This window comes from Streptomyces sp. NPDC046870, assembly GCF_040704595.1.
GTDB lineage: Bacteria > Actinomycetota > Actinomycetes > Streptomycetales > Streptomycetaceae > Streptomyces > Streptomyces argyrophylli.
On sequence record NZ_JBEYXM010000012.1, the window covers coordinates 152,921 to 176,715 of the forward strand.

22 protein-coding genes and 1 pseudogene are annotated in these 23,795 nt (G+C 74.0%); 14 read left to right on the forward strand and 9 right to left on the reverse strand.

All coding sequences use genetic code 11. From position 1 onward, the window contains the following. Positions 1-408: 408 nt before the first annotated feature. Positions 409-1,710: an alpha/beta fold hydrolase gene (locus tag AB0946_RS24960; protein WP_366762873.1), complete on the reverse strand. Its 1,302-nt coding sequence runs from the start codon at positions 1,708-1,710 to the stop codon at positions 409-411. Positions 1,711-1,872: 162 nt separating this feature from the next. Continuing rightward, positions 1,873-2,904 (reverse strand): LacI family DNA-binding transcriptional regulator, encoded by a 1,032-nt coding sequence (locus AB0946_RS24965; protein WP_366762874.1) that lies wholly within the window; start codon positions 2,902-2,904, stop codon positions 1,873-1,875. Between the two features lie 484 nt (positions 2,905-3,388). Between AB0946_RS24965 and AB0946_RS24970 the strand changes: the two genes are divergently transcribed. From AB0946_RS24970 to AB0946_RS24985, 4 genes are all read left to right on the forward strand, one after another. Beyond that, positions 3,389-4,144: a (Fe-S)-binding protein gene (locus tag AB0946_RS24970; RefSeq protein ID WP_366762875.1), complete on the forward strand. Its 756-nt coding sequence runs from the start codon at positions 3,389-3,391 to the stop codon at positions 4,142-4,144. After that, on the forward strand, positions 4,141-5,619 hold the full coding sequence (locus AB0946_RS24975; protein WP_366762876.1) for a lactate utilization protein B: 1,479 nt from the start codon (positions 4,141-4,143) through the stop codon (positions 5,617-5,619). Before AB0946_RS24970 ends, AB0946_RS24975 begins: the two co-directional genes overlap by 4 nt. Continuing rightward, complete coding sequence (locus tag AB0946_RS24980) at positions 5,616-6,257, forward strand: lactate utilization protein C (RefSeq protein ID WP_366762877.1); 642 nt, start codon at positions 5,616-5,618, stop codon at positions 6,255-6,257. The genes AB0946_RS24975 and AB0946_RS24980 overlap by 4 nt, the downstream gene beginning before the upstream one ends. 74 nt (positions 6,258-6,331) lie before the next feature. Continuing rightward, positions 6,332-7,486, forward strand: a complete 1,155-nt coding sequence (locus AB0946_RS24985) for an ATP-binding cassette domain-containing protein (RefSeq protein WP_366762878.1) — start codon at positions 6,332-6,334, stop codon at positions 7,484-7,486. Between the two features lie 6 nt (positions 7,487-7,492). Here the strand turns inward: AB0946_RS24985 and AB0946_RS24990 are convergent, their stop codons facing one another. The 4 genes from AB0946_RS24990 to AB0946_RS25005 form a co-directional block, all read right to left on the reverse strand. Continuing rightward, the gene (locus AB0946_RS24990) at positions 7,493-8,434 is read right to left on the reverse strand and encodes an ABC transporter substrate-binding protein (protein ID WP_366762879.1); all 942 of its coding nucleotides are present in this window, start codon (positions 8,432-8,434) and stop codon (positions 7,493-7,495) included. Further along, positions 8,431-9,102 (reverse strand): ABC transporter permease subunit, encoded by a 672-nt coding sequence (locus AB0946_RS24995; protein ID WP_366762880.1) that lies wholly within the window; start codon positions 9,100-9,102, stop codon positions 8,431-8,433. The genes AB0946_RS24990 and AB0946_RS24995 overlap by 4 nt, the downstream gene beginning before the upstream one ends. Then, positions 9,099-9,779 (reverse strand): ABC transporter permease, encoded by a 681-nt coding sequence (locus AB0946_RS25000; protein ID WP_366762881.1) that lies wholly within the window; start codon positions 9,777-9,779, stop codon positions 9,099-9,101. The genes AB0946_RS24995 and AB0946_RS25000 overlap by 4 nt, the downstream gene beginning before the upstream one ends. A gap of 674 nt (positions 9,780-10,453) precedes the next feature. Continuing rightward, positions 10,454-11,026, reverse strand: a complete 573-nt coding sequence (locus AB0946_RS25005) for a TetR/AcrR family transcriptional regulator (RefSeq protein ID WP_366762882.1) — start codon at positions 11,024-11,026, stop codon at positions 10,454-10,456. Between the two features lie 136 nt (positions 11,027-11,162). Here AB0946_RS25005 and AB0946_RS25010 point away from each other — a divergent pair, with 136 nt between their 5' ends. The 3 genes from AB0946_RS25010 to AB0946_RS25020 all read left to right on the forward strand — a co-directional run bounded on the left by AB0946_RS25010 (position 11,163) and on the right by AB0946_RS25020 (position 14,468). Next, on the forward strand, positions 11,163-12,020 hold the full coding sequence (locus AB0946_RS25010) for a MoxR family ATPase (protein ID WP_366762883.1): 858 nt from the start codon (positions 11,163-11,165) through the stop codon (positions 12,018-12,020). Further along, on the forward strand, positions 12,017-13,372 hold the full coding sequence (locus AB0946_RS25015) for a VWA domain-containing protein (protein ID WP_366762884.1): 1,356 nt from the start codon (positions 12,017-12,019) through the stop codon (positions 13,370-13,372). Before AB0946_RS25010 ends, AB0946_RS25015 begins: the two co-directional genes overlap by 4 nt. Before the next feature lie 121 nt (positions 13,373-13,493). After that, positions 13,494-14,468 carry a D-cysteine desulfhydrase family protein gene (locus tag AB0946_RS25020; protein WP_366762885.1) on the forward strand — a complete coding sequence of 325 codons (975 nt, stop codon included), beginning with the start codon at positions 13,494-13,496 and terminating at the stop codon, positions 14,466-14,468. A 78-nt stretch (positions 14,469-14,546) separates the two neighbouring features. Here the strand turns inward: AB0946_RS25020 and AB0946_RS25025 are convergent. Further along, positions 14,547-14,681, reverse strand: a pseudogene (locus AB0946_RS25025) (cupin); the annotation flags it as partial. A gap of 157 nt (positions 14,682-14,838) precedes the next feature. Here AB0946_RS25025 and AB0946_RS25030 point away from each other — a divergent pair. Continuing rightward, a complete protein-coding gene (locus AB0946_RS25030; protein ID WP_366762886.1) occupies positions 14,839-15,438 on the forward strand; it encodes an HD domain-containing protein in 600 nt (199 codons plus the stop codon). A 130-nt stretch (positions 15,439-15,568) separates the two neighbouring features. Here AB0946_RS25030 and AB0946_RS25035 read toward each other — a convergent pair whose 3' ends face one another. After that, positions 15,569-16,714 (reverse strand): LysR family transcriptional regulator, encoded by a 1,146-nt coding sequence (locus AB0946_RS25035; RefSeq protein ID WP_366762887.1) that lies wholly within the window; start codon positions 16,712-16,714, stop codon positions 15,569-15,571. A 140-nt stretch (positions 16,715-16,854) separates the two neighbouring features. Between AB0946_RS25035 and AB0946_RS25040 the strand changes: the two genes are divergently transcribed. The 6 genes from AB0946_RS25040 to AB0946_RS25065 all read left to right on the forward strand — a co-directional run bounded on the left by AB0946_RS25040 (position 16,855) and on the right by AB0946_RS25065 (position 22,016). Beyond that, positions 16,855-17,550 (forward strand): type 1 glutamine amidotransferase domain-containing protein, encoded by a 696-nt coding sequence (locus tag AB0946_RS25040; RefSeq protein WP_366762888.1) that lies wholly within the window; start codon positions 16,855-16,857, stop codon positions 17,548-17,550. 172 nt (positions 17,551-17,722) lie between these two features. Continuing rightward, complete coding sequence (locus tag AB0946_RS25045) at positions 17,723-18,169, forward strand: hypothetical protein (protein ID WP_366762889.1); 447 nt, start codon at positions 17,723-17,725, stop codon at positions 18,167-18,169. A 63-nt stretch (positions 18,170-18,232) separates the two neighbouring features. After that, complete coding sequence (locus AB0946_RS25050; protein ID WP_366762890.1) at positions 18,233-18,895, forward strand: SigE family RNA polymerase sigma factor; 663 nt, start codon at positions 18,233-18,235, stop codon at positions 18,893-18,895. Then, positions 18,892-19,233, forward strand: coding sequence for a hypothetical protein (locus tag AB0946_RS25055; protein WP_366762891.1), 342 nt, complete (start codon positions 18,892-18,894; stop codon positions 19,231-19,233). The genes AB0946_RS25050 and AB0946_RS25055 overlap by 4 nt, the downstream gene beginning before the upstream one ends. A gap of 280 nt (positions 19,234-19,513) precedes the next feature. Beyond that, entirely contained in the window at positions 19,514-20,359 is an 846-nt protein-coding gene (locus tag AB0946_RS25060) for an alpha/beta hydrolase (RefSeq protein WP_366762892.1), read from the forward strand. 436 nt (positions 20,360-20,795) lie between these two features. Then, complete coding sequence (locus AB0946_RS25065; protein ID WP_366762893.1) at positions 20,796-22,016, forward strand: alkaline phosphatase; 1,221 nt, start codon at positions 20,796-20,798, stop codon at positions 22,014-22,016. Positions 22,017-22,047: 31 nt separating this feature from the next. Here the strand turns inward: AB0946_RS25065 and AB0946_RS25070 are convergent, their stop codons facing one another. Beyond that, positions 22,048-23,730, reverse strand: a complete 1,683-nt coding sequence (locus AB0946_RS25070) for an ATP-binding SpoIIE family protein phosphatase (RefSeq protein WP_366762894.1) — start codon at positions 23,728-23,730, stop codon at positions 22,048-22,050. Between the last annotated feature and the right edge of the window lie 65 nt (positions 23,731-23,795).

Here is a 23,795-nt window from a genome sequence, read left to right on the forward strand (position 1 = left end):
GTACGCACCAGCACACTGGTCTATGCCAGTGGCGTCCGCGTCACCGCGTGGCAAGGTGTTGGTGTTGATGGTCGACCACCTTTCGGTAGCGCTGTCAAATCCCATACGGCGGCTTCCTGTTGGCGCAGGGAGCCGTCGGCCTTTTGGGTCTCCAGGGCTCAGCGCCGCCTAGTGGATTCCTATGTACAGCAATGGATCGACTTACACCGCGCTCATCTCACCATGTGGGCCGGGGAAACAAAGCCGGGCAGACCGCCTGCATCTCCCCGCCCACCTGCGCTTTCTCTTGATCAAAGAAGCTGTCGCGATATCGTTCCCGGCGCATTTGTGATACAGGCCACCAATTTATATCGTTTCAATTACTCTAGGTGGCCTTCTGGCTACGGCATGAACATCCGCTTACCGCCCTCATACCTCGTCGCGCACCAGCGCCAGCAGCCGGTCCAGAACGCGGGGCGCGCCCGTACGCAGGCCGTCGTGCTCGTACTCGTTGGTGACCCAGGGACGCAGGCCGCGGATCGCGCGGGCCGTCTCCAGGGAGTGGCCGCTGTCGACGTACATGTCGTCGTGGTAGACGGCCGCGGCGACCGGGACCTCGTTGGCGGCGAGCCGTGCGGGGTCGTAGAGGGGGCGCCAGTCGGTGCGGGCGGCGAGCAGATCGGCCGTCTCGCGCAGGGGGCGCAGGGCAGGGTCGGTGTCGAACACCCAGGGGTGGACGGTCTCTCCGGTGAACAGGACCGGGCCGTCGCCGGTGAGCGTCTTGGCCGCGTCGAACTGCGGGAACTCGGCACGGACGCGCTCGGCCGACCAGGCGGTGGGGCGCGCGTCCTGGCCGTAGATCGACTCGTGGACGAGGGCGTAGAGAGGGTGGGCGGCGTACGACAGCAGGGACTGGGCCTGTTCCTGGAAGGCGTCGGACAGTTCCAGGCCGGCCGGGGTCACCACGAAGGCGTCCTCCAGGAGGTGGTGCAGCCGGTGGCTGCCGTCGCTCGTGCCGAGCATGTGGCCCAGGGACTGGAAGGCCTCGACGGTGAGGCGGTAGCCGTTCGGCAGGACCACGTCGTGGGTGAGGAGGTGGTCGGCGATCCGGCGGGCCCGCTCCACGTCCCGCGGGTAGCGGGCGTAGTGCGCGGCGACCTTGCGCTCGATGCGCGGGTAGGCGGCCCGGTAGACGTCGTCGGCGTGGGCGTGCAGGGAGGGCAGGCCGCCGGTGATGATCGCGGTGGCGATGCCCTCGGGGGCGAGGGAGAGGTACGACACCGTGCAGAAGCCGCCGAAGCTCTGGCCGAGCACGGTCCACGGGGCGCCGCCGGTGACCTGGGGGCGGATGGCCTCGCAGTCGCGGACGATGGAGTCGGCGCGGAAGTGGGTGAGGTAGTCGGCCTGGGCGGCGGGGCCGCCGCGCAGCGGGAGCGTCTGCCGGGTGGCGGGCGTGGAGCGGCCGGTGCCGCGCTGGTCGAGGAGGAGGACGCGGTACTCGTCCAAGGCCCGGTCGAGCCAGGCCTGACGTCCGACGAAACGATTCGCCCCGAAGCCGGGGCCGCCTGTCAGGTACACCAGCCAGGGCAGGTCCTGCCCGGCCTTGTCGCTCGCCACCGCCTCGCGGGCGTACAACTCGATGGTCTCGCCGCCCGGGTCGGCGTGGTCGAGGGGCACGGTGAAGTGGTGGTCGGTGAGCACGACGCCGGGCTGGCGGTAGCTGAGGCTCAACGGGTCTCCTGGGACGGACGGTCTGGACGTCTCCCAGTTGAGCACATGAGCCGGTGCGGGCCGAGCCCCGGGATCATGGATTGTTACTGAACTTCCGGTCAGCACCTCCGGTCGGCGCTTCCGGTCGGCGCGAGCCCCGGCGCGGCGGGCGCAGCGCGGGGCTCAGCGGGCGGCGAGGCTGGAGCGGCGCACCACCAGCTCCGGCCGGAGCACCGCCCGCCGGTGCTCGTGCGCCCGTTTCCCCTTGCCGTCGCCCCGTTCGGTCTCCTCCAGCAGCAGTTCGGCGGCGAGGGCACCCATCGTGACGGCGGGCTGCCGGACCGAGGTGAGGGGTACGGCGGCCGCGGCGGCGAACTCGATGTCGTCGTAGCCGACGATGGCCAGGTCGTCCGGGACGGTCACGCCCGCCGCGTACATGGCCTGGAGCACGCCGAGGGCGAGCAGGTCGTTGGCGCAGAAAACGGCGGTGGGCCGGCCGGCGAGGCCCAGCAGCCGGGCGCCCGCGTCCCGGCCGGCGGCCACGTCGAGCCGCTCGGTGGGCAGTTCGCGCAGCGCCTCGGGGCCGAGCCCGGCCTCGGCGAGGGCGTTCAGCGCACCGGTGCGCCGGTCGCGGACCTGGTCGAGCCCTGGCGGCCCGCCGACGTAGGCGATCGAGCGGTGCCCGGCGTCCACCAGGTGCCGGACGGCCAGCGCGCCGCCCGCGATGTCGTCCACCGAGACCGAGCACTCGGTGGTGCCCCCGGCGACCCGGTCGACCAGCACGAACGGGATGCCGTGCCGGCGGAAGGCGGCGATGTTGCGGCCGGTGGCGTCGGCCGGGGTGAGCAGCACGCCCCGCACCCGCTGTTCGGCGAAGAGCGACAGGTACTCGGCCTCCTCGGCGGCGTCCTGCGCACTGTTGCAGACCATCACGCCGAGCCCGGCGCCCCGGGCCGCGCGCTCGGCGCCGCGCGCCACGTCCACGAAGAACGGGTTGCCCATGTCGAGCACGAGCAGCCCCATGATCCGGCTGCGGCCCGCCCGCAGCTGGCGCGCCGACTCGCTGCGGACGTAGCCGAGCCGGTCGATCGCGGACAGCACGCGCGCACGGGTCTCGCCGGCGACGGTGTCCGGGCGGTTGATGACGTTGGACACCGTGCCCACCGACACTCCGGCGGCGCGGGCGACGTCCTTGATACCCACCGACTGGGCCATCGGGCTCGGACCTCCAGGGAACGGGGATGCGGCGGGAGACCTCGACATTACCGTCACGCCGGCCGGGCGAAGCAGGTCACGTGCGACGCCGAGGGCGTCGTGCGGGCGGCCCGCCGAGTCGGTGGACCGGGCGGTGCCGGAGCCGTGCTCGGCGGTGCGGGTGCCGGTGCACTCCCCCGGCGCGGTCCCTCGCGAACCGCCGGATCCGGCGCGGGCGTTGCGGCCGTCGCCGGGGACACCGGCACGGCAGCCGAGCGCGATCCGGCCCCGGGCGTGGTGACGAACCGCGGGGCGGGCGCCGGCCCGTCCAGGGTCGTCCCCGCGGCGCCGGACCCAGCCGCTCACCCGGTACACGCCCCGCGGCGACACCGGCCCGTGGCGGGCGGCCCAGGCCCGGTTCGCCACGCGGTGGGCCGCGGTCTCCCCTCGGCGCGGCCCGCCGATTACTCTGCACTCGTCCGATGACCGACACCGAGGAGCCGCGATGCGTGTCGCCCTGTTCCTGACCTGCGTCAACGACACGCTGTATCCGGACACCGGCCGGGCCGTGGTGAAGCTGCTGACCAGACTGGGTGTCGACGTCGACTTCCCGATGGCGCAGACCTGCTGCGGGCAGGCCCACTACAACACCGGCTACCGGCATGAGGCCGAGCCCATGGCCCGTCATTTCTCCGATGTCTTCGGGGAGTACGAGGCCATCGTCACCCCGTCCGGGTCCTGCGGGGCGATGGTGCGGGAGCTGTATCCCCGCATGGGCGAACGGGCCCGGGCCGAGGGCCGCGGGGACGCGCTGGCGCGGACGCTGGCGCCGGTGGTGCCGAAGACGTACGAGCTGACGGAGTTCCTGGTCGACGTGGTCGGGGTGACGGACGTCGGCGCCTACTACCCGCACACGGTGACCTACCACCCGACCTGCCACGGGCTGCGCGGGCTCGGGCTGGGCGACCGGCCGCGCCGGCTGCTCCAGGCCGTCAAGGGGCTGGAACTGGTCGAGCTGCCCGGCGCGGACGAGTGCTGCGGGTTCGGCGGCACGTTCGCGGTGAAGAACGCGGAGGTGTCGGCGGCGATGGGCGCCGACAAGGTGCGCAACGCCGAGTCGACGGGCGCGGAGGTGCTGTGCGCGGCCGACAACTCCTGCCTGATGCACCTCGGCGGCACGATGAGCCGGCTGCGGACGGGCATGCGGCCGGTGCACATCGCGGAGATCCTGGCGAGCACGGAGGAGGAACCGGCGCTATGACCGGAACGTATCTCGGCATGCCGGCCTTCCCGAAGGCCGCGCACGACGCCGTCCACAACCCCGTCCTGCGGGGCAACCTGCGGCACGCCACCCACACCATCCGGGCCAAACGGGCCAAGGCGGTGGGCGAGTTGTCCGACTGGGCGGCGCTGCGGGAGGCGGGCCGGCGGATCAAGGACCACACCCTGCGCCACCTGGACCGCTACCTCGTGCAGTTGGAGGAGTCGGTCACCGCCGCCGGCGGTACGGTCCACTGGGCGGTGGACGCCGAGGAGGCCAACCGGATCGTCGCCGGGCTGGTCAAGGAGACCGGCGAGTCGGAGGTCGTGAAGGTCAAGTCGATGGCCACGCAGGAGACCGGCCTCAACGAAGCCCTGGAGGCGGAGGGCATCCGCGCCTACGAGACCGATCTCGCCGAGCTGATCGTGCAGTTGGGCAAGGACCGCCCCTCGCACATCCTGGTCCCGGCCATCCACCGCAACCGGGGTGAGATCCGGGACATCTTCCGCACCGAGATGGGCGAGTGGGGCCGCCCGGCCCCGGAGGGCCTGACGGACACGCCCGCCGAACTCGCCGAGGCAGCCCGGCTGCACCTGCGGGAGAAGTTCCTGCGCGCCAAGGTCGGCGTCTCCGGCGCCAACTTCATGGTCGCCGAGACCGGCACACTGGTCGTCGTGGAGTCCGAGGGCAACGGCCGGATGTGCCTGACCCTGCCGGAGACGCTGATCTCGGTCGTCGGCATCGAGAAGGTGGTGCCCACCTGGCGCGACCTGGAGGTCTTCCTGCAGACCCTCCCCCGCTCCTCCACCGCCGAGCGCATGAACCCGTACACCAGCATGTGGACGGGCACGACGGACGGCGACGGTCCGCGCGCCTTCCACCTGGTCCTGCTCGACAACGGCCGCACCGACACCCTCGCCGACCGGGTCGGCCGCCAGGCGCTGCGCTGCATCCGCTGCTCGGCCTGCCTGAACGTGTGCCCGGTGTACGAGCGGGCGGGCGGGCACGCGTACGGCTCGGTCTACCCGGGCCCCATCGGCGCCATCCTCAGCCCCCAGCTCAGGGGCACGGCGAGCGAGATCGACGCCTCCCTGCCGTACGCGTCGAGCCTGTGCGGGGCCTGCTACGAGGTGTGCCCGGTCGCCATCGACATCCCCGAGGTGCTGGTGCACCTGCGGGAGCGGGTGGTCGAGGGCGGTCCGGCGGTGCGGCAGGGCAACACGGTGGTGCTCCGGCCGGCGAAGGGGCACGCGGCCGAACGGGCGGCGATGCGGGCGGCGCGCTGGGCGTTCACGCACCCCGGCGCCCTGCGCACCGGCCAGCGGCTGGCCTCCCGCACCCGCCGGCTGCACCCCCGTACCCTGCCCGGCCCCGGCCGGGCGTGGAGCGGCACCCGGGACCTGCCGGCCGTGCCGCCCGAACCGTTCCGGGACTGGTGGCAGCGCACGCGCGGCGGGAAGGACGGTGCGAAGTGAGCAGCAGGGAGCGGATCCTGGGCCGGGTGCGGCGCGCGCTCGCGGACGTGCCCGCGGACGAGGTGCCGTACGAGGAGGCCGTGCCCCGGGACTACCTGCGCGAGCACGGGCGGCGGACCACCGGGGAGACGGTGGAGCTGCTCGCGGAGAACCTGGTCGACTACCGGGCGATCGTGCACCGCTGCGACGCGGAGGAGTTGCCGCTGCTCGTCATGCGGCTGCTGGCCGAGCGCGGCTCCCAGGAGGTGCTGGTTCCGCCGGGGCTCCCGCCGGAGTGGCTGTCCGCCGCCGATCCCGTGCGGATCCACGACCGGACGGCGGTCACCGCCCAGCGGCTGGACCGGGTGGACAGCGTGGTGACGGGATGCGCCGTGGCCATCGCCGAGACCGGCACCATCGTGCTCGACGGCTCGCCCGACCAGGGCCGCCGGCGCATCTCGCTCGTCCCGGACCACCACATCTGTGTCGTCCGCGTCCCGGACCAGGTCGTCTCCTCCGTCCCCCAGGCCCTCGAACGCCTCGACCCCACCCGCCCGTTGACCTGGATCTCCGGCCCGTCGGCCACGAGCGACATCGAGCTGGACCGGGTGGAGGGCGTCCACGGCCCCCGCACCCTGGAGGTGATCCTGCTCGGCTGACCGCACCTGCCGGGCGTCCGCCGGTCGGGGCACCACGGAATGAGGCGGGCCGCGCCCTGCCGTACGTTGGGGAAATGATCCGGCTCGAGCAGGTCACCAAGCGGTATCCGGACGGTACGACGGCCGTGGACGGCCTCTCCTTCGAGGTGGCCGAGGGGGAACTGGTCACGCTCGTCGGGCCCTCCGGGTGCGGCAAGACGACGACCATGATGATGGTGAACCGGCTCATCGAACCGACCTCGGGCCGGATCCTCGTCGGCGGCGAGGACGTCGCGGCCGTCGACCCGGTCCGGCTGCGCCGCCGGATCGGGTACGTCATCCAGCAGGTGGGCCTCTTCCCGCACCGCACCGTCCTCGACAACACCGCGACCGTGCCCGTGCTGCTCGGCTGGAAGCGGTCGAGGGCACGGGCCCGGGCGGCCGAGCTGCTGGACCTGGTGGGGCTGGATCCGAAGACCTACGGGCCGCGCTATCCGCAGCAGCTGTCCGGCGGGCAGCGGCAACGGGTCGGTGTGGCGCGGGCGCTGGCCGCGGACCCGCCGGTGCTGCTGATAGACGAGCCGTTCGGCGCGGTCGACCCGGTGGTGCGGGAGCAGTTGCAGGACGAGTTCCTGCGGATGCAGGCGGCGGTGCGCAAGACGGTGCTGCTGGTCACGCACGACATCGAGGAGGCCGTCCGGCTCGGCGACCGGATCGCCGTGTACGGGCAGGGCCGCATCGAGCAGTTCGACACGCCGGGCGCGGTGCTCGGGGCGCCCGCGACGCCGTACGTCGCCTCCTTCGTGGGCGCCGACCGCGGGCTGAAGCGGCTGTCGGTCACCGCGATCGAGCCGGACGACCTGGAGCAGCCGCCCGTCGCCCGCCCGGACGAGCCCGCCGGGCGGGCCCTGGAACGGCTGCGGTCCGCGGGCGCCCGGTGGGCGGTGGTCCTGGACGCGGGCGGTGACCTGCACGGCTGGGTCGGCGTGGAGGAACTGCCGGCGGGCGGCACGGTCGGGGACCTCGCCCACCGCATGACCTCCTGGGTGCCGGTCGGCGCGCCGCTGAAGCAGGCGTTCGGGGTGATGCTCCAGCACGACGCCGGGTGGGTCGCCGTGCTGGACGGGTCCCGGTTCCTCGGCGTGCTGACCCCGGCGAAGCTGCACGAGGCGCTGCGCCGTTCGGTGGACGCCGACGCGCGCGGGGTGGCGCGGGGGCAGGTGCCGTTCGACTCGGTGGCGGACGCCTGACCCGGGTCACTTCAGCAGGCCCTTGTCCTTCAGATAGGCGCGGGCCACGTCGGCAGGCAGCCGCCGCCAGCTGTCGACCTGCCGGTTCATGGCGGCCAGGTCGGCGGTGGTGAGCACGTCGTCGAGTCTGCCGAGCGCCTTCGCCACGCCGGGGCCGCCCGCACGGGAGCGGTTGACGACGGGGACGACGTAGTCGGCGTTCTGCAGCCGTTTGTCGTCGGCGAGCAGGACCAGGCCGAAGGCGTCGAGGGTGGCGTCGGTGGTGGTGGTCAGCACCATCTGGTCGCGTCCCTCCTGCACGGCCCGCTTGGCCTGGGTGGTGCCGACGCCCTTGGGGTCGATGCCGGTGACGTGGATGCCGTAGACCTTCTTCAGCCCGGGCGCGCAGTACGGCCGTCGCACGCATTCGTCGCCCGCCGCGAGCCGTACCCTCAGTCCGGAGGCGCCGAGGTCGCTGAGGGTCCTGAGGTGGTGCCGGCGGGCGTAGGCGGCGGTCACCGCGAAGGCGTTCTGGTCGACGGCCCGGCCGGGCGGGAGGACGGTGAGCCCGCGGGGTGCGGCGAGGGCACGCAGGGCCTTCATCGTGCTGCCGAGGTCGGGCGAGCCGGCCGGGGGCGCGTTCGCGCCGTGGGTCTTGGCGCTCAGCCAGTCGGCCAGGGTCGCCGCGTACTCGGGTACGACGTCGATCTGGCCGGACTCCAGGGCGGGTTCGTACAGCTCCCGGTTGGCGACCGTGAGGAGGGACGTCCTGTAGCCGGCCTGGTCGAGCAGCTGGGCGTACATCTGGGCCAGCAGGTCGCTCTCGGTGAAGCCGGCCGAGCCGATGGTCAGATGACGGCTGTCCCCGGGGGGCGCGGTGACCTTCCCGCGGTCCTCCAGGGACGGGCCGGTGGCGCAGGCCCCCAGGGCGAGCAGGGCGGCGGTGGCGAGTGCGGTGCGGGCTCTCATCGGCCGCCTCGCACCCAGGCCGGTGCCACTCGCTCGGCGATCTCGAAGACGCCCTCGACGAGCAGGGCGAACACCGCGACGAGCAGCGCGCCCGCCACCACCTGGGGCGTGCTGGCGAGGTTGAAGCCCGCCGTGATGATCCGGCCGAGGCCGCCGCCGCCCGCGAGCGCGGCGATCGTGGCGGTGGCGACGAGCTGGACGGCGGCGATCCGCACGCCGTTCAGCAGCAGGGGGAGCGACAGGGGCAGCTCCACGCGGAACAACAGCTGACGGCCGGTCATGCCCATGCCCCGGGCGGCCTGGACGACGCCCCGGTCGACCTCGCGCATGCCGACGTAGGCGTTGGTGAGCAGCGGGGGTACGGCGAAGAGCACGAGGGCCACCACCGTGGGGCCGTCCCCCCACCGTCCGACCGGGGTCAGCAGGAGCAGGACCAGCACGGCGAAGGTGGGCACGGCCCGGCCGACGTTGGAGATGTTCACGGCGAGCGCGCCGCCTTTGCCGAGGTGGCCGAGGACGAGCGCGACGGGCAGCGCGATCAGACAGCTGAGGACCAGGCAGCCGACGGTGAGCAGGAGGTGCTGGAGCAGCCGGTGCCGGATGCCGTCGTCGCCCGGCCAGTGGGCGGCGTCGGCCAGCCAGTCCCAGGCGGCGGTGAGGGTGCTCACGTGCGGGCCGCCCGCGTCCAGGGGGTGATCAGCCGTTGCACGCCGAGCAGGAGCAGGTCGGCGGCGACGGCGATCAGCACGCACAGGACGGACGCGGTGAGCACCTGCGCCTTGAAGTAGGTGTTCATGCCGGCGTAGATGAGGTTGCCGAGACCGCCGAAGCCGACGATCGCGCCGACCGTGACCAGGGAGACCGCCGAGACGGTCGCGATGCGCAGGCCGGCCATCGCGGTGGGCAGGGCCAGGGGCAGCTCCACGGTGAGCAGCAGGCGCACGGGACCGTAGCCGAGACCCCGCGCGGCCTGCCGGGTCTCCTCCGGGACCGCGCGCAGGCCGGCGAGGATGTTGCGGACGAGCAGGGTGAGCGAGTACAGCACGAGCCCGGCGACGACCAGGGTGGCCGAGAGGCCGTAGAGGGGCAGGAGCAGGGAGAACATGGCCAGCGACGGGATGGTGTAGAGGATCGTCGTCACGGCGAGGACCGGTCCGGCCGCCCAGCCCCAGCGGCGGGCCGGCACCGCCAGCGGCAGCGCGACGGCCAGGCCGATGAGGACCGCGAGGAAGGTCAGCTGAAGGTGCTGGACGACCGCGTCGAGCAGGATCTGGCGGCGGGTGCTCAGATAGGCGCCGCAGATCCACTCGTTGCGCGCGAGGCAGTCGTCCGGAGGCGTGATCACGGCTCCATTGGACCGGGCGGACGAGCACGGCGGCGCGTTGTGGTGGCCCGGACGGGGGGAGCTCCGGTACCGGGGGGGGCTGTGCCCTGACGATCCGCGCCGGGAACCGTGCCGTGGCGGCCCGGGCCTGGGCCGCCTGCCGGCCGCACCCGGGAGCGCGCGTGCCTGCCGACGTGCGCCCCGCCGATTTACGGCCCCAGCCAAGCGGCACATGGCCTACGTCCAGGGCCACGGACGCACCCGACCAGCCGGCACGAGCCCCGTCGCCCCGCGCCGGGACGCGCCCCCAACAACCCCCACCGGCCGCCACGCGCCCCGCCGACGCACAGACAAGCAGCACGTGGCCTGCGGCCAGGGCCACGGACGCACCCGCGACGCACCCGATCAGCCGGCACGAGCCCCATCGACCCGCGCCGGGCGGCACACACCCCGCCGACCCGCCCCGGGACGCGCCCGCAACGACCCCCACCGGCCGCCACGCGCCCCGCCGACGCACAGACAAGCGGCACGTGGCCTGCGGCCAGGGCCACGGACGCACCCCGCGACGCCCCCGGCCAGCCGGCACGAGCCCCGTCGACCCGCGCCGGGCGGCACACGCCCCGCCGACGCACAGACAAGCGGTACCCGCCCCGGCCAAGCGGCACGTGGCCTGCGGCCAGGGTCACGCGTCCGTGTCAGTGGACTCCCGCCGCGTCCAGCAGGGCCGTCGCGGTCGCCGTGGCGAGTCCGTCGTCCAGGTGTTCCACCCCGGCGCCGGCGCGGGCGCTGGCGCCGTCGAAGACGAGCAGGAGCTGGCGGGCGAGCAGCTCGGGGTCCCGCGCGCCACCCCGCTCGGCGGCCTCGCGGAAGGCGCTCAGCAAAAAGCCCTTGGCCTCGCGGGCGACCACGCTCGCCGGATGCTCGGGGTTCTTCACCTCGACCAGCACGGCCAGGTACGGGCAGCCGTGGTACTCGGGTTCCACGGAGCCCTTCTCCACCTGTTCGAAGACGTACAGGATGCTCTCGCGCGGGGTCACGGACGCCGGATCGGGGTGGGTCAGCCGGGCCTCGTACGCCGGCATCCGCCGCACCAGGCTGGCGGCCAGCATGTCGTCCTTGCTGTCGAAGAGCTGGTACATCGACCGCTTGGAGACGCCCGCCTCCCGGCACAGCGCCTCGATGCCGATGGAGACGCCGTCGCGGTAGGTGAGCCGTGCGGCGGCGTCGAGCAGCCGGTCGCGGGGGGACGCCTTCTCATTGCTGGTCATACCGCGAGGTTACCGCGACGGCGCACGAAGGACACCGATCGGTGTATAGCATGGCGCCGAAGGTGAACAAGCGCTTAGATAGGAGACCGGCAACCGCTTCTCACGGACCCCGTCCCCGACCTCGCCGGAGGCCCCGTTGTTCACGTCCGTCGACGACGTCTCCGCCCGCCTCGCCGAGACCGGCTACCTCGCCTCCCCCGCCGTCGCCACGACCGTGTTCCTCGCCGCCCGGCTGGGCAAGCCGCTGCTGGTCGAGGGCCCCGCCGGGGTCGGCAAGACCGAGCTGGCCAAGGCCGTCGCCCAGGTGGCCGGGGCCCGGCTGGTCCGGCTCCAGTGCTACGAGGGCGTGGACGAGTCCCGGGCGCTGTACGAGTGGAACCACGCCAAGCAACTGCTGCGCATCAGCGCGGGCCGCGGCGAGAGCTGGGACGAGGCCCGCACCGACATCTTCACCGAGGAGTTCCTGCTCCCCCGCCCGCTGCTGACCGCCATCCGCGGCGACGAGCCGACCGTGCTGCTCGTCGACGAGACCGACAAGGCCGACGTGGAGATGGAGGGGCTGCTGCTGGAGGTGCTCAGCGACTTCCAGGTCACGGTCCCGGAGCTGGGCACGGTCACCGCCACCCGCCGCCCGTTCGTCGTCCTCACCTCCAACGCCGGCCGCGAGCTGTCCGAGGCGCTGCGCCGGCGCTGCCTGTTCCTGCACATCGGCTTCCCCGAGGAGGAGCTGGAGCGGCGGATCGTACGGCTGAAGGTGCCGGGCCTCGGCGCGGCGCTGGCCGAGTCGGTGGTCCGGGTGGTCGGGGCGCTGCGCGCGATGGACCTGCGCAAGGCGCCGTCCGTCGCGGAGACCGTCGACTGGGCCCGCACCCTGCTCGCGCTGGGCGCCGGGACGCTGGACGAGACCGTCGTACGGGACACCCTCGGGGTGATCCTCAAGCACCAGGACGACATCCAGAAGGCGGCGGCCAAGCTCGACCTGGACGCGCTGTGACCGCCGTCGCCGACCGGATCACCGGCCTGGCCGCGGCGCTGCGGGCGCACGGGGTGCGGATCGGCACCGGGGAGACCGTGGACGCGGCCCGGGCGGTGGAGGCGCTGGGCCTCGCGGACCGGGAGTGCCTGCGCGAGGGGCTGGCGGCGACGCTGCTGCACGGGCCGGGCCAACGGGCCCTGTTCGACTCGGTCTTCGACCTCTACTTCCCGCGCGGAGTCGGTGGTCCCGAGGACGCCCCCCGGGACCGGGAAGCCCTGCGCGACCGGCTGGCCGAGGCGCTGGCCGCCGACGACCGGGCGATGATGGCCCGGCTGGCGGCGGAGGCGGTCGACGGCCTGGGCGGGTACGGCAGTTCACCCGGCTCGGACGGCTGGTCGGCGTACCAGACCCTGGAGCGGCTGCGGCCCCAGACCCTGCTGGCCCGGGTGCGGGCCGACGTCCGGGGCCGGGACGGCAGCGGTGGCACCGGGTTCGCGGACCGGCTGCTGGACGACGAGATCCGGCGCCGCATCGAGGAGTTCCGGCGGCTGGTGGGGGCGGAGGCCAGGCGCCGGGTGGCCGAGCGGCGGGGGCGGGACGAGATCGCCCGGCGGGGTGTGCGGCCGACCGCCGACCGCGTCGACTTCCTGATCGCGAACCGGGACCAGCTGACCGAACTCCGCCGCGCGGTCCAGCCGTTGGCGCGCAAGCTGGCCACCCGGCTCGCCGCGCGCCGCCGCCGGGCCGCGCGCGGCGCGATCGATCTGCGCCGCACCCTGCGCTCCTCGCTGTCCACGGGGGGCGTGCCGATGCGTCCGGTGCTGCGGCGGCGCCGCCCGGTCCGGCCCGAACTGGTGCTGCTCTGCGACGTGTCCGGCTCGGTGTCCGGGTTCTCGGACTTCACGATGCTCCTCGTGCAGGCCCTGCACGACCAGTTCGGCAAGGTGCGCGTGTTCGCGTTCGTCAACCGGCTCGACGAGGTCACCGGCCTGCTCGACCACGGCCGTGCCGACCCCGACGGGCTCGGCGCCCGCATCCGCGCCGAGGCCACGCTCACCGGCTGGCACGGCAGCAGCGACTACGGCGTGGCACTGGGCGAGTTCGCCGAGCGGTACGGCGGTGCGGTGGGGCCGCGTACGACGGTGTTCGTCCTCGGTGACGCCCGCACGAACATGAGCGACCCGAACCTCCCCGCCGTACGCGAGCTGGCCCGGCGGGCCCGGCGCGTCCACTGGCTCAACCCCGAGCCGCGCGACCGCTGGGGCACCGGTGACTCGGCCGCGCCCGCGTACGCCGAGCTGGTGGAGATGCACGAGTGCCGCACGGCCGCCCAGCTCAGCGCGCTGGTCGCGGGGCTGCTGCCGGTGTGAGGCAGGACGTGACCACGGTCGGCCGGCCTGCTCCTCGCGAAGGACTCGTCCCTGTCACCACACCGGGCGTCCGGCCGTGATCCACTGGCCCCGACACCGACACCGATTCGAGGACACCACCATGACCCACCCGCCCGTGCCGCTGAGCACCTTCCCGACCCCTCTGGAACCGGCGCCCCGGCTCGCCGCCGCGCTCGGGCTCGGACCGGAGGACCTGTGGGTGAAGCGCGACGACCTGACCGGCCTGGGCGGCGGCGGCAACAAGATCCGCAAGCTGGAGTGGACGGTGGGCGCGGCCCTCGCCGAGGGCGCGGACACGCTCGTCACCACCGGTGCCCCGCAGAGCAACCACGCTCGGCTGACCGCCGCCGCGGGCGCCCGGCTGGGGCTGGACGTCGTCCTCGTCCTGCGCGGCACCCCGGGCGCCTCCCGCTCCGGGAACCTCGCCCTGAACGGCCTGTTCGGGGCGAGGATCGCCTGGGCCGGCGAGGTGGACCAGGCCGGGCTGGACGCGGCGGCGGCCGAGGTCCGCGCGCGTCTGCGGTCCGGTGGCGCCCGCCCGGCACTGATCCCGTTCGGCGGCTCCGGCACGCTGGGGGCCCGGGGGTACACACGCTGTGGCACCGAACTGCGCGAGCAACTGCCGGACCTGCGCACGGCGGTCGTGGCCCTCGGCTCGGGCGGCACGATGGCCGGGCTGGTCGCGGCCCTGGGCAGCGGGTCGGTACTCGGCGTCGACGTCGGCGCGCTGGCCGACCCGGCGGCGGCGGTCGCGGAGTTCGCCGCACCGCTCACCACGGAGGCGGTCACGCCGGACACCCTGCGGATCCGCCGGGACCAGGTGGGCGCCGGCTACCCGGTCCTCACCGCCCCGGTAAGGGAGGCCCTGCTCCTCGCCGCCCGCACCGAGGGCCTGGTCCTCGACCCCGTCTACACCGGCCGCGCCCTGGCCGGTCTGCACGCCGCGGTGCGCGACGGCACCGTCCGCCCGGGCGAGCGGACGGTCTTCGTCCACACCGGCGGCCTCCCGGGCCTGTTCGGCCACACGGACACGATCGCCTTCGCGGAGGAGGAGGTGCGGGTCTTCGACGCGTAGAGCCGCCCCCGCCGGGCCGCTCCGGGGCCGGCCGGCGCGGCGAGCGGACCAGCGGACGGATCCCGCGTCCGGCTGACCCTTCGCGTACTCGTTCGCCATCGCCCCGGCGAAGTCGTACACCCCGTCCTGCTCGTCGCCGACCACCCACGCGTCGTGGCCGGGCGGGCAGACGAAGACGCCGCCGGGGCCGGCCTCGCTCTCGCCGCCGTCGTCCCCCGGCGGCCTCGGACGGCACCGGCGCTGCGGCGGCGGCCGTACGCCACGGCACCATCGTCGGCCCGCGACCCGGCACCGCCAGGGGGCGGGGACGAGGACGCCGGCCGCTGCGGCCCGCCGACCGCCGACGCGCGCCACTCACTACCCTGGCACGATGACAGCCGGCGACACACCGTCGATCGCGACGGCCGACCTCGACGACCCGCCCCTGCGCCCCCTGCCCGAGCGGGTCGCCCTGCTGCTGGAGCGGGTCGACGCACCGCCCCGGCTGGTGGCCCACCTGCGAGCGGTGCACGATGTCGCGGCACAGCTCCTGGCCTGGGTCGGGCTGCACTGTCCTCGGCTCGAAGCGGACGCGGAGGCGGTGCTGTTCGGTGCCGCCACGCACGACATCGGCAAGGTTCTGCACCCGGCCGAACTGTCCGGTCCGGGCGCACGGCACGAGGCCGCGGGACGGGAGTTGCTGCTGGAGCACGGTGTGCCCGCCGCGCTTGCCCGGTTCGCCGGCACCCACGCGTCCTGGACGGCTGCCGGGACCGGTGTGGAGGACCTGCTGGTGAGCCTGGCCGACAAGGTCTGGAAGAACAAGCGCGTCACGGAGCTGGAGGACCTGGTGGTGGCGCGGCTGGCCGAGACCGACGGACGGCCCGCCTGGCAGTGGTTCATGGAGCTGGACGAGGTCCTGACCGCGGTCGGGGAGGGCGCGGACCGCAGACTGGCGTACCAGATGTCCCACCCGCTCGGCCGAGGGTGACCGTGTTCGCGGCCCCTCTCCCTGGCGACGGGCCCGGACCGGGGCTGCCCGGCCCTGCCAGGCCGAGGAGTTCGTCGCCCGTGTGCACCGGGGGCCCGGAGTTCCGCCCCGCAGACACCCCGACCACCGGTCACCACCTGCGCGCCGCCCGCAGCAGGAGGGCGCGGACACGGGCCACGTCGGGGTTGTCGGACGCACCGGGGCGCTGGACGAGGAAGCCGGTGTTGATCGGCGGGTCCTCCGGTTCCAGCAGCGCGACGAGGGCGCCGGACGCCAGGAACTCCTGGCACAGGTAGCGGGGCAGCACGCTGAACCCGGCGCCGGCGGCCACGGCCGCGAGCACCCCGCGCAGATCAGGGACGGTCACGGCGGCGGTACGCGACAGACGCCGGCCGAAGACGTGCCGCCAGTACCGGCGGGCGATCGGCAGGTCCTCGGCGTAGGTGACGAGCGGAACGTCGTGCAGGACAGCGGGGTCGAAGGAGCCCGGCGCGGCGACCGCGGCCCCTTGGGCGCCCCGCGCGGCGGGGTCCGGTCCGTGGACCTCGCCCTCGGTCTCGGAGACGGCGCGCCCGCCGGCGTCCGTGTCCCGCACGGCGCGTCCTGGGCGCTCGACGCCCTGCGCGGCGGACCCTCGCCCCTTGGTCTCCTGCCCGGCGGCACCCTCGGCGGCGATCTCCCGCGCAGGGACGCGTCCCCTCAGCCGCTCCGCCCAGACCGGGGCCGCGACCAGTACGAACTCCTCGTCGGTGAGCGGGACGGCCTGCACCGTACGGCCGCGTGGGCGGGTGGTGGCGATCACCAGATCGTGGCGGCCGGCCCGCAGTTCGTCCAGCAGCGGATCGGTCAGCCCGGTCGCCACCCGCAGCCGTACGCCCCCGGCGACCAGCGGCGCGAGGGCCGGCAGGACCCTGGCGCACAGGAGTTCCGCCGGGCCGGCCAGATGCACGGGCTCGGCCCGGGTGCCGGCCGGCGGGGTAGGGCCGGCGACGGCGGCCAGCTCGTCCAGGGGCGCGGCGATCCGGGTCGCCAGTTCGTCGGCCACCGGGGTGGGCGTGACCCCGCGCGGCAGCCGTTCGAACAGCTCCCGGCCGGTCTGCCGTTCCAGTGCGCGCATCTGCGTCGTCACCGTGGGCTGTGACAGTCCGAGCAGCCGGGCGGCGCCGGTGAAGGAGCCGGAGCGGTACACCGCGAGGAAGGTGCGCAGCAGGTTCAGGTCGAGGGATGCGGTCTCCACGGGTCCGAGTATGGCCGCCGTGTATTCCCGCACCGCCATAGGAAAACCGATGTCAGCCATTCGGTGCTTCATTGGATGTCTATGGGTCGTCTCGCCTACGTTCGTGTCCGCGGGCCCGGGCCGCCGCACGCGCGGCCCCGAACCGCCCGTGGACGCAAGCCTTCTGGAGAGAGAACCCCATGTCGAAGATCCTGTTCGTGATGACCGGCGCCGATCACTGGACGCTCGCCGACGGCACCGCGCACCCGACCGGCTTCTGGGCCGAGGAGGCGGTGGTCCCCTACCGGGCCGTCAAGGCCGCCGGTCACGAGGTCGTCGTCGCCACGCCGGGCGGTGTGGTGCCGCCGGTCGACCGGGCGAGCCTGGCCGCCGAGGTCAACGGCGGTCAGGAGAAGGCCGACGAGATCGCCCGTGCGCTGGAGGAGATGACCGAGCTGCGGACGCCGGTGAAGCTCGCGGAGGTGGACCTCGCCGACTTCGCCGCCGTGTTCTACCCGGGCGGGCACGGCCCCATGGAGGACCTGGCCGTGGACGCCGAGTCGGGCCGGCTGCTGGTGGCGGCCCTGGACTCGGGCAAGCCGCTGGCCGTGGTCTGCCACGGTCCTGCCGCCCTGCTCGCCGCGGTCCGCTCCGACGGCGGCAACGCCTTCGCCGGCTACCGCGCGGCGGCCTTCACCAACGAGGAGGAGACCCAGGGCGGCCTCGCCGGACAGGCCAGGTGGCTGCTCCAGGACCGGCTGACCGAGGCGGGGGTCGAGGTGCGGGCGGGTGAGCCGTGGGCGCCGCACGTCGTGGTGGACCGCAACCTGATCACCGGCCAGAACCCGGCCTCCTCGGCCCGGGTCGCCGAGGAGCTGCTGAAGCGGCTGGGCTGAGACACCTCCGGCGGGGCGGGCGGCCGCTCGCCGGTGGCGGAAACGGGTCGCGGAGACGGGTCGCGGAGAATTCGCCGGAGGTCACCCGCAACCTCGCCCGGGGTCGGACGTCTGTCGGGGTGGAGGCCTCCACCTCGTCCAGTTGTCCGACTCTGAGCGACCGAAGGAACACATGTCCGTACACCGTGCCCCGCGCCCGAACCGCACCCACCGGCTGCGCGCCGCCCTGGGGGTCTCCGCCGTGGGCGCCGCCCTGGCCGTCGCCGGCACCCTGACCGCCCAGGCGGCCCAGGGCGACGGCCCGACCACGGCCGACAGCCGCGCCGCCCACCCCACGGCCCGTTCCCAGGGTGCCGCCACCCCGTCCCCGGTGCCGTCGCCGGCGCGCACGGGAACCCCGTCCCCCGTCCCCTCCCCCGTCCGTCCGACGAGTCCCGCACCGGCACCCGCCACGCCTTCCCCGGTGCCCTCCGTCCCCGGACCGGCCGCGCCGAGCCCGGTGCCGTCCACCGCCGCTCCCGTGCCCCGGCACCCGGCCCCCGCTCCGGAACACCCGCGTCCGGTGCCCGTACCGCACCACCGCCACGCCACGCCGGCGCCCGTTCCGCAGCAGCACTGAGGCAGGGCCGGTGCGGGGGAGCCGTCGCGCGGCGGCTCCCCCGCACCCGGTCCCGGGAGATCCATGACGACAGCGACACCACCGGCGACGGCCCTGCCCTGGGAGCGGCCCGCGCCCTGGCGGCGCCTGACCGCAGCGCTGCGGGCCCGCGTCCTCGCCCGCACCCGCACGGGGGCGGCACCGGCCGCGCCCGGCGCCGGACCCCCTGCCGGCACCCGTACCGCCGTGGACGCCGGGCGGCCACCGGGCATCGAGGAGCTCTACCACCACCGCCGGCTGTCCCTGGTGCGCCTGGCGGTGCTGCTGGTGGACGACCTGCCCACGGCCGAGGACGTCGTACAGGACGCGTTCACCGCGCTGTTCCGGCGGCACGGACACCGGCTCGCGCGGCTGGACGACCCGGAGGCGTATCTGCGGACCAGCGTCGTCAACGCGGCCCGCTCGGTGCTGCGCCGGCGCAGGACCGCACGTGCGCACACCCCCGAGCCCGAGGGACACGCGCCCGCCCCCGAGGAGGACGTGCTGCTGCACGAGGACCACCGGGAGGTGCTGGCGGCGCTCGGCACGCTGACCCGGCGGCAGCGGGAGGTGCTGGTGCTGCGCTACTGGTCGCATCTGACCGAGGCCGAGATCGCGACGACGCTCGGTCTGTCGCGCGGTGCCGTCAAGTCCACGGCCAGCAGGGCGCTGGACGCCCTGGGCCGGCGTCTGGAGGGGCTGCGATGAACGAATCCGGTACGGGGACCACGGCGACGCCGGTGGAGGAGCGGCTGCGGGCCGCACTGGCCGCGCGGGCACAGCGCGTCGGCCCGGCCGACCTGCGCCCCCTGCGCCCGCCGACCGGGCCGGTGCGGTCCCGGCGGGTGCCGGTGCGCCGGGCGGTGGCGGGGGTGCTGGTCCTGGCCGCCGTGGTGGCGCTGGTGTTCCTCTCGGTGCGCCACGAACCGGCCCGCCCGGTCGGACCGGCCCGCTCCCCGCATCCGCCGATCGGCACGCCGGCCCCCGTCCCACGTCCGGTGATCCCGTCCACCCCCCAGCCGTCCCCGAGCGCGCGGCAACCGTGAGTTCACCCGGCGTGACGTGGCCGCGGTGCTCAACGCCGTTGGCACGTGAGGGTGTTGGGGTATGGTCACCGTCCGCGCCGGTCTTCCGGCGGACCCGGCCGTCACGGGCTGCCGCTCCGCGTGCGGGTCGGTCCGGCGCGTGGCACATTGGGCGTGTGGGCCGCGCAGTGCCAGGCCCGTGGCCGCCGGTGCCCGGGGATCTCGGATGACACCGCTCAGCCGGTCATTGCTCCTCCCGCAGCCGGTGCGGCGGTCACCTCCCTGCTGAAGAACTGTGGGTATGGGTATGCACCGAACGCACTCGTTCCGTTACGCGGCTGCCGCGGCCGGCGTCTCGTTCGCCGTCTCCGCGCTCCTCCCGGCGCACGCCTCCGCCGCGGGCCTGCCGGCGACAGCCTCCCCGGCCGCCGCCAAACCCACCATCGTGCTGGTCCACGGCGCCTGGGCCGACGCCTCCAGCTGGAACGGCGAGGTCAAGATCCTGCGCGGTGAGGGGTATCAGGTACGCGCCGTCGCCAATCCCCTGCAGAACCTGACCACCGACTCACAGACGATCGCCGACTTCCTCAGGACGGTGCGGGGTCCGGTGGTCCTCGTCGGACACTCCTACGGGGGCAGTGTCATCACCAACGCCGCCGCGGAGGCCAAGAACGTCAAGGCACTGGTGTACGTGGACGCCGCCGCGCCCGCCGTCGGCGAGACCAACGGCTCCCTGAGCGGTTCCACGTCGGCGCTGAACGCGCCGCCCAGCACGCTGTTCGACACCGCGGCATACCCTCAGGCGCCGTCCGGGGCGAAGAACCTGTATCTGAAGAAGAACGTGTTCGTCAAGGACTTCGCCAACGACCTGCCCACCGAGCAGGCCGAGAACCTGTGGGCGACACAGCGAGCCGCCTCGACGGCCGCGTTCGACACGCCGTCGAAGCACGCCGCGTGGAAGACGATCCCGTCCTGGTACTTCATCAGCACAGGCGACCGGATCATCACCCCGCAGTCGGAACAGCGCATGGCTCGTCGCGCCCACGCGAGGACGACCCTCTTCAAGGGGGGGTCCCACCTCACCCTCATCTCACACCCGGACGCGGTGGCCAAGGTCATCGACTCAGCGGCCCGCTCAGCCGGCTGACCCGTCACTTCACACGAGCAGATCCGGGACCGGGAACTCCGTAGCGCGGTCCGGGCACGTGGTGCGGCCGAACAGACGCGTCACGCGGTCCGCGGCACCCAGAAGGCGCGCGTCGGGGTCCCGCCGACGCGTGCCCGGCCGCTCGCGCGCGAGGTCGGCCGCCAGGGCCAGTGCGCAGACAAGCTCATGGAGTTGCTGTTCCTCCACTCGGTCATGCGCGCCATTGTCGCCACACGGCCGTCGGGACAGCGCAGGGGACGGACGCGGACTGTTGGCGTACACGTCAGTTGTGGTTCGGCTGTGGCCGGTCGTCGCCCCTCTAGATTGCAAAGGAAGGACTTTGTGATACCCATGGGAGAGTTTTGTGAACAGAAACGTGCGGGGTCTGCGTTGGGGGGCGCCTGTCGCGGCGGCGTCCGCGGCCGTGGTGGCGACCATGGTGCTCAACCCCACGCCGGGCGCGTCCGCCAGTGCTCCGCAGAGCACGGCGAAGGCGAAGGCCCCCACCGCGAAGAACGTCATCTTCATCAACGGTGACGGCATGGGTGCCGCCGCGCGGGAGGCGGCACGACTGCATCTCGCCGGGCTCCAGGGCCGGCTGACGATGGATCGTCTTCCCGTGTCGGGTCAGCTGACCACCACGCCGGACGACCCCAAGGCGGTGGTCACGGACTCGGCGGCGGCCGCCACCGCATGGGCCACGGGCCAGAAGACGTACAACGGCGCGATCAGCGTCGACACCGACGGCAACCCGCTCCCCACACTCGGGGTCCAGGCCAAGGCGGCGGGCAAGGCCACCGGCCTGGTCACCACCGCACAGGTCACCGACGCCTCGCCCGCGGCCTTCTTCGCCAACACCGCCGACCGCGGCAAGCAGGACGAGATCGCCCGCCAGTACCTCGACGTCAGCAAGCCGGACGTCATCCTGGGCGGCGGCGAGGACTGGTGGCTGCCGGCCGGCACCGCGGGCGCCTTCCCCGACAAGCCCGCCGAGGACACCGGCGAGGGCAGCCGCGGCACCAAGGGCAACCTGATCGCCAAGGCCCAGCGCTCCGGCTACAGGTACGTCACCAACGCGAAGGACCTGGACAAGGCCACCGGCGGCAAGCTGCTCGGTCTCTTCGGCAACGAGGAGATGTTCCAGCAGCGCCCCGAGGGTCAGGGCGACGTGTACGCCCCGGTCGTCGACCTCGCCACGATGACCGGCAAGGCACTGAAGACGCTGGACAAGAACAAGAAGGGCTTCTTCCTCATGGTCGAGGAAGAGGGCGTCGACGAGTTCGCGCACAGCAACAACGGCACGCGCGTCCTGCAGTCGATGCGGCAGCTGGAGAAGGCCGTCGCCGTCGCCCGTGCCTACCAGGCGACCCACCCGGACACCCTCCTCGTCGTCACCGGCGACCACGAGACCGGCGGCCTGGCGGTCGAGGAGAACGACACGGCGGACGAGTCCGGCACCGGTGTCTCCGCCGAGGACGGCCCGTTCACGATCCACGGCAGTGACCGGACGTTCACGATCGACTGGACGACTTCCGGGCACACCGGTGTCGACGTTCCCGTGACGGCCGCCGGCCCGCTCGCGAGCCGGTTCACCGGCAAGCACGCCAACACCTACGTCCACGACGTCCTGTCCCAGGTCCTGGCCACCCGCCACTGACCGGTGCGGAGGTCCGCCGTGCCGGCCCGCGTCAGCGGGGGAATCCGCCCGGCGCGTCCGGCGACGGCGCGCCGGGGAGCGGTGTCGCCCGGCCGGAGGCGCTCCCCCGCCCGGGTGGACGCCGGCCCTCGCAGGCCGGTCCCGCCGACGTGCCGGGGTCGTCGGCGGGGGCCGCCTCGTCTGTGTGCGGTTGTTGTACCGCCCAGATGGTCTTGCCCCGGGAGTCATGACGTGTGCCCCACCGCCGGGCGAGCTGGGAGACGATGAACAGGCCCCGTCCGCTCTCGTCGAAGGTGTTGGCCTGCCGTAGGTACGGGGAGGTGCTGCTGTCGTCGGAGACCTCGCAGGTCAGTCGCGCCCCCTGGAGGATCAGACGCAACCGGACCGGGGGCCGGGCATGGCGGATGGCGTTGGTGACCAGCTCGCTGACGATGAGCTCCGTGGTGGGTGCGGCGTCCTCAAGGCCCCACTCGGTCAGCTTCGCCCCGACGTGCCTGCGGGCCTGGGAGACGGCGGCGAGGTCGTCCCCGAGCTCCCATGAGGCGACGTTGTCGCCGTCGAACGTGCGTGTGCGGGCCGCGAGCACACCGGCGTGGGTGAAACGCCCCTCGGACAGCAGGAAGTCGAGCGCCGACCGGCTGAGAGCCGGCAGGCGGGACGGCGATCCGGGGCCCGCGGTGAACAGCGCGGCCGGACCGGTCCCGGCCGCCGGGCCGGGTGTCCGGGGCGTGTGCGCGTGCAGCAGGAGAAGACTGCGGTCCGGCAGATCGATCTCCGTGGCCTCCATGGGCGGTGGCGCCTGTCCCAGGAGGGGGTGGGACGGGACGTCCAGCGTGCTGAGCGCGCCGTCCGGCCGCAGGACGGTCAGCGCGGGGTGGCCGGCGCCTGCGAGGGTGCAGCGGCCGGAGACGGGGTCGTAGACCGCGTACAGGCAACCCACGGCCACACCGGACGCGTCCTCGCCGTGCGGGCTCGGCTCGCCGTCGGACCGCAGTCGGTCCAGGACGTGCGCCAGGCGGGACAGGAGCTCTTCGGGTCGCAGGTCCATCTCGGCCAGCGTGCGTACGGCGGCGCGCAGTTCACGGGCGAGGGTGGGCGCGGGAGTGCCGTTCTCGGCGACGGACCCGGCGACGAGCGCGACCCGGGCGCCTGGCAGTGCGATCGCGTCGAGCCAGTGGGCTTCGGCTCCCGCGGTGCCGTGGGCGGCGGCGCGGCAGCCGGCGAGTTCCAGTGCCGCGGGCCGCGGCAACGGTCCGACATGTATGCCGGTCGTCGAGAACGCGGGGGTGCCGCCGGGGACGTCGTCGGCAGCCTGCTCGCCGTCCGGACCGGTCCGTGTGCTGTCGATGTCCGGCACGAGCCGCTGTGCCGGGGTCCGTGCGCCGTGGTGCGGGGCCAGGCGCGTCCGGCACATGACGAGGCTCAGAGCGAGTGAGAGCCCGGCCGCGCAGATCACGACCGTGCGGCCTCCTTCGGACACTCCGCGGATCGCGAAGCCGTAGACGGCCACGCTGGCGGCCAGCGTCGCCACCCCGATGGCGAGGGTGCGCCGCAGGGGAAGCAGACCGGCCGCCACGAGGGGCGCCAGTACGGAGTAGGCGGACCAGCGGACCAACCCGCCGCCGGATGCGGCCAGCTGAACCGCACAGGTCGCGCCGAGGTAGGCGACCAGCAGCGAGCAGGGTCGCCGGGACAGGCGTCGTACAGTGGCCATCCCGGTCACTGTCCTTTCATGATGGGCGTGTTGACAGGGCACGGAAGACCGTGGATCGCGCGCCG

What these genes read in the sequence shown, in the direction of transcription:
- AB0946_RS24965 (WP_366762874.1), bottom strand. Translation starts at nt 2,904, where the DNA reads ATGGCCCAGTCGGTGGGTATCAAGGACGTCGCCCGCGCCGCCGGAGTG.
- AB0946_RS24970 (WP_366762875.1), top strand. Translation starts at nt 3,389, where the DNA reads ATGCGTGTCGCCCTGTTCCTGACCTGCGTCAACGACACGCTGTATCCG.
- AB0946_RS24975 (WP_366762876.1), top strand. Translation starts at nt 4,141, where the DNA reads ATGACCGGAACGTATCTCGGCATGCCGGCCTTCCCGAAGGCCGCGCAC.
- AB0946_RS24985 (WP_366762878.1), top strand. Translation starts at nt 6,332, where the DNA reads ATGATCCGGCTCGAGCAGGTCACCAAGCGGTATCCGGACGGTACGACG.
- AB0946_RS24990 (WP_366762879.1), bottom strand. Translation starts at nt 8,434, where the DNA reads ATGAGAGCCCGCACCGCACTCGCCACCGCCGCCCTGCTCGCCCTGGGG.
- AB0946_RS25005 (WP_366762882.1), bottom strand. Translation starts at nt 11,026, where the DNA reads ATGACCAGCAATGAGAAGGCGTCCCCCCGCGACCGGCTGCTCGACGCC.
- AB0946_RS25020 (WP_366762885.1), top strand. Translation starts at nt 13,494, where the DNA reads ATGACCCACCCGCCCGTGCCGCTGAGCACCTTCCCGACCCCTCTGGAA.
- AB0946_RS25030 (WP_366762886.1), top strand. Translation starts at nt 14,839, where the DNA reads ATGACAGCCGGCGACACACCGTCGATCGCGACGGCCGACCTCGACGAC.
- AB0946_RS25035 (WP_366762887.1), bottom strand. Translation starts at nt 16,714, where the DNA reads ATGGCGGTGCGGGAATACACGGCGGCCATACTCGGACCCGTGGAGACC.
- AB0946_RS25040 (WP_366762888.1), top strand. Translation starts at nt 16,855, where the DNA reads ATGTCGAAGATCCTGTTCGTGATGACCGGCGCCGATCACTGGACGCTC.
- AB0946_RS25045 (WP_366762889.1), top strand. Translation starts at nt 17,723, where the DNA reads ATGTCCGTACACCGTGCCCCGCGCCCGAACCGCACCCACCGGCTGCGC.
- AB0946_RS25050 (WP_366762890.1), top strand. Translation starts at nt 18,233, where the DNA reads ATGACGACAGCGACACCACCGGCGACGGCCCTGCCCTGGGAGCGGCCC.
- AB0946_RS25055 (WP_366762891.1), top strand. Translation starts at nt 18,892, where the DNA reads ATGAACGAATCCGGTACGGGGACCACGGCGACGCCGGTGGAGGAGCGG.
- AB0946_RS25060 (WP_366762892.1), top strand. Translation starts at nt 19,514, where the DNA reads ATGGGTATGCACCGAACGCACTCGTTCCGTTACGCGGCTGCCGCGGCC.
- AB0946_RS25065 (WP_366762893.1), top strand. Translation starts at nt 20,796, where the DNA reads ATGGTGCTCAACCCCACGCCGGGCGCGTCCGCCAGTGCTCCGCAGAGC.
- AB0946_RS25070 (WP_366762894.1), bottom strand. Translation starts at nt 23,730, where the DNA reads ATGGCCACTGTACGACGCCTGTCCCGGCGACCCTGCTCGCTGCTGGTC.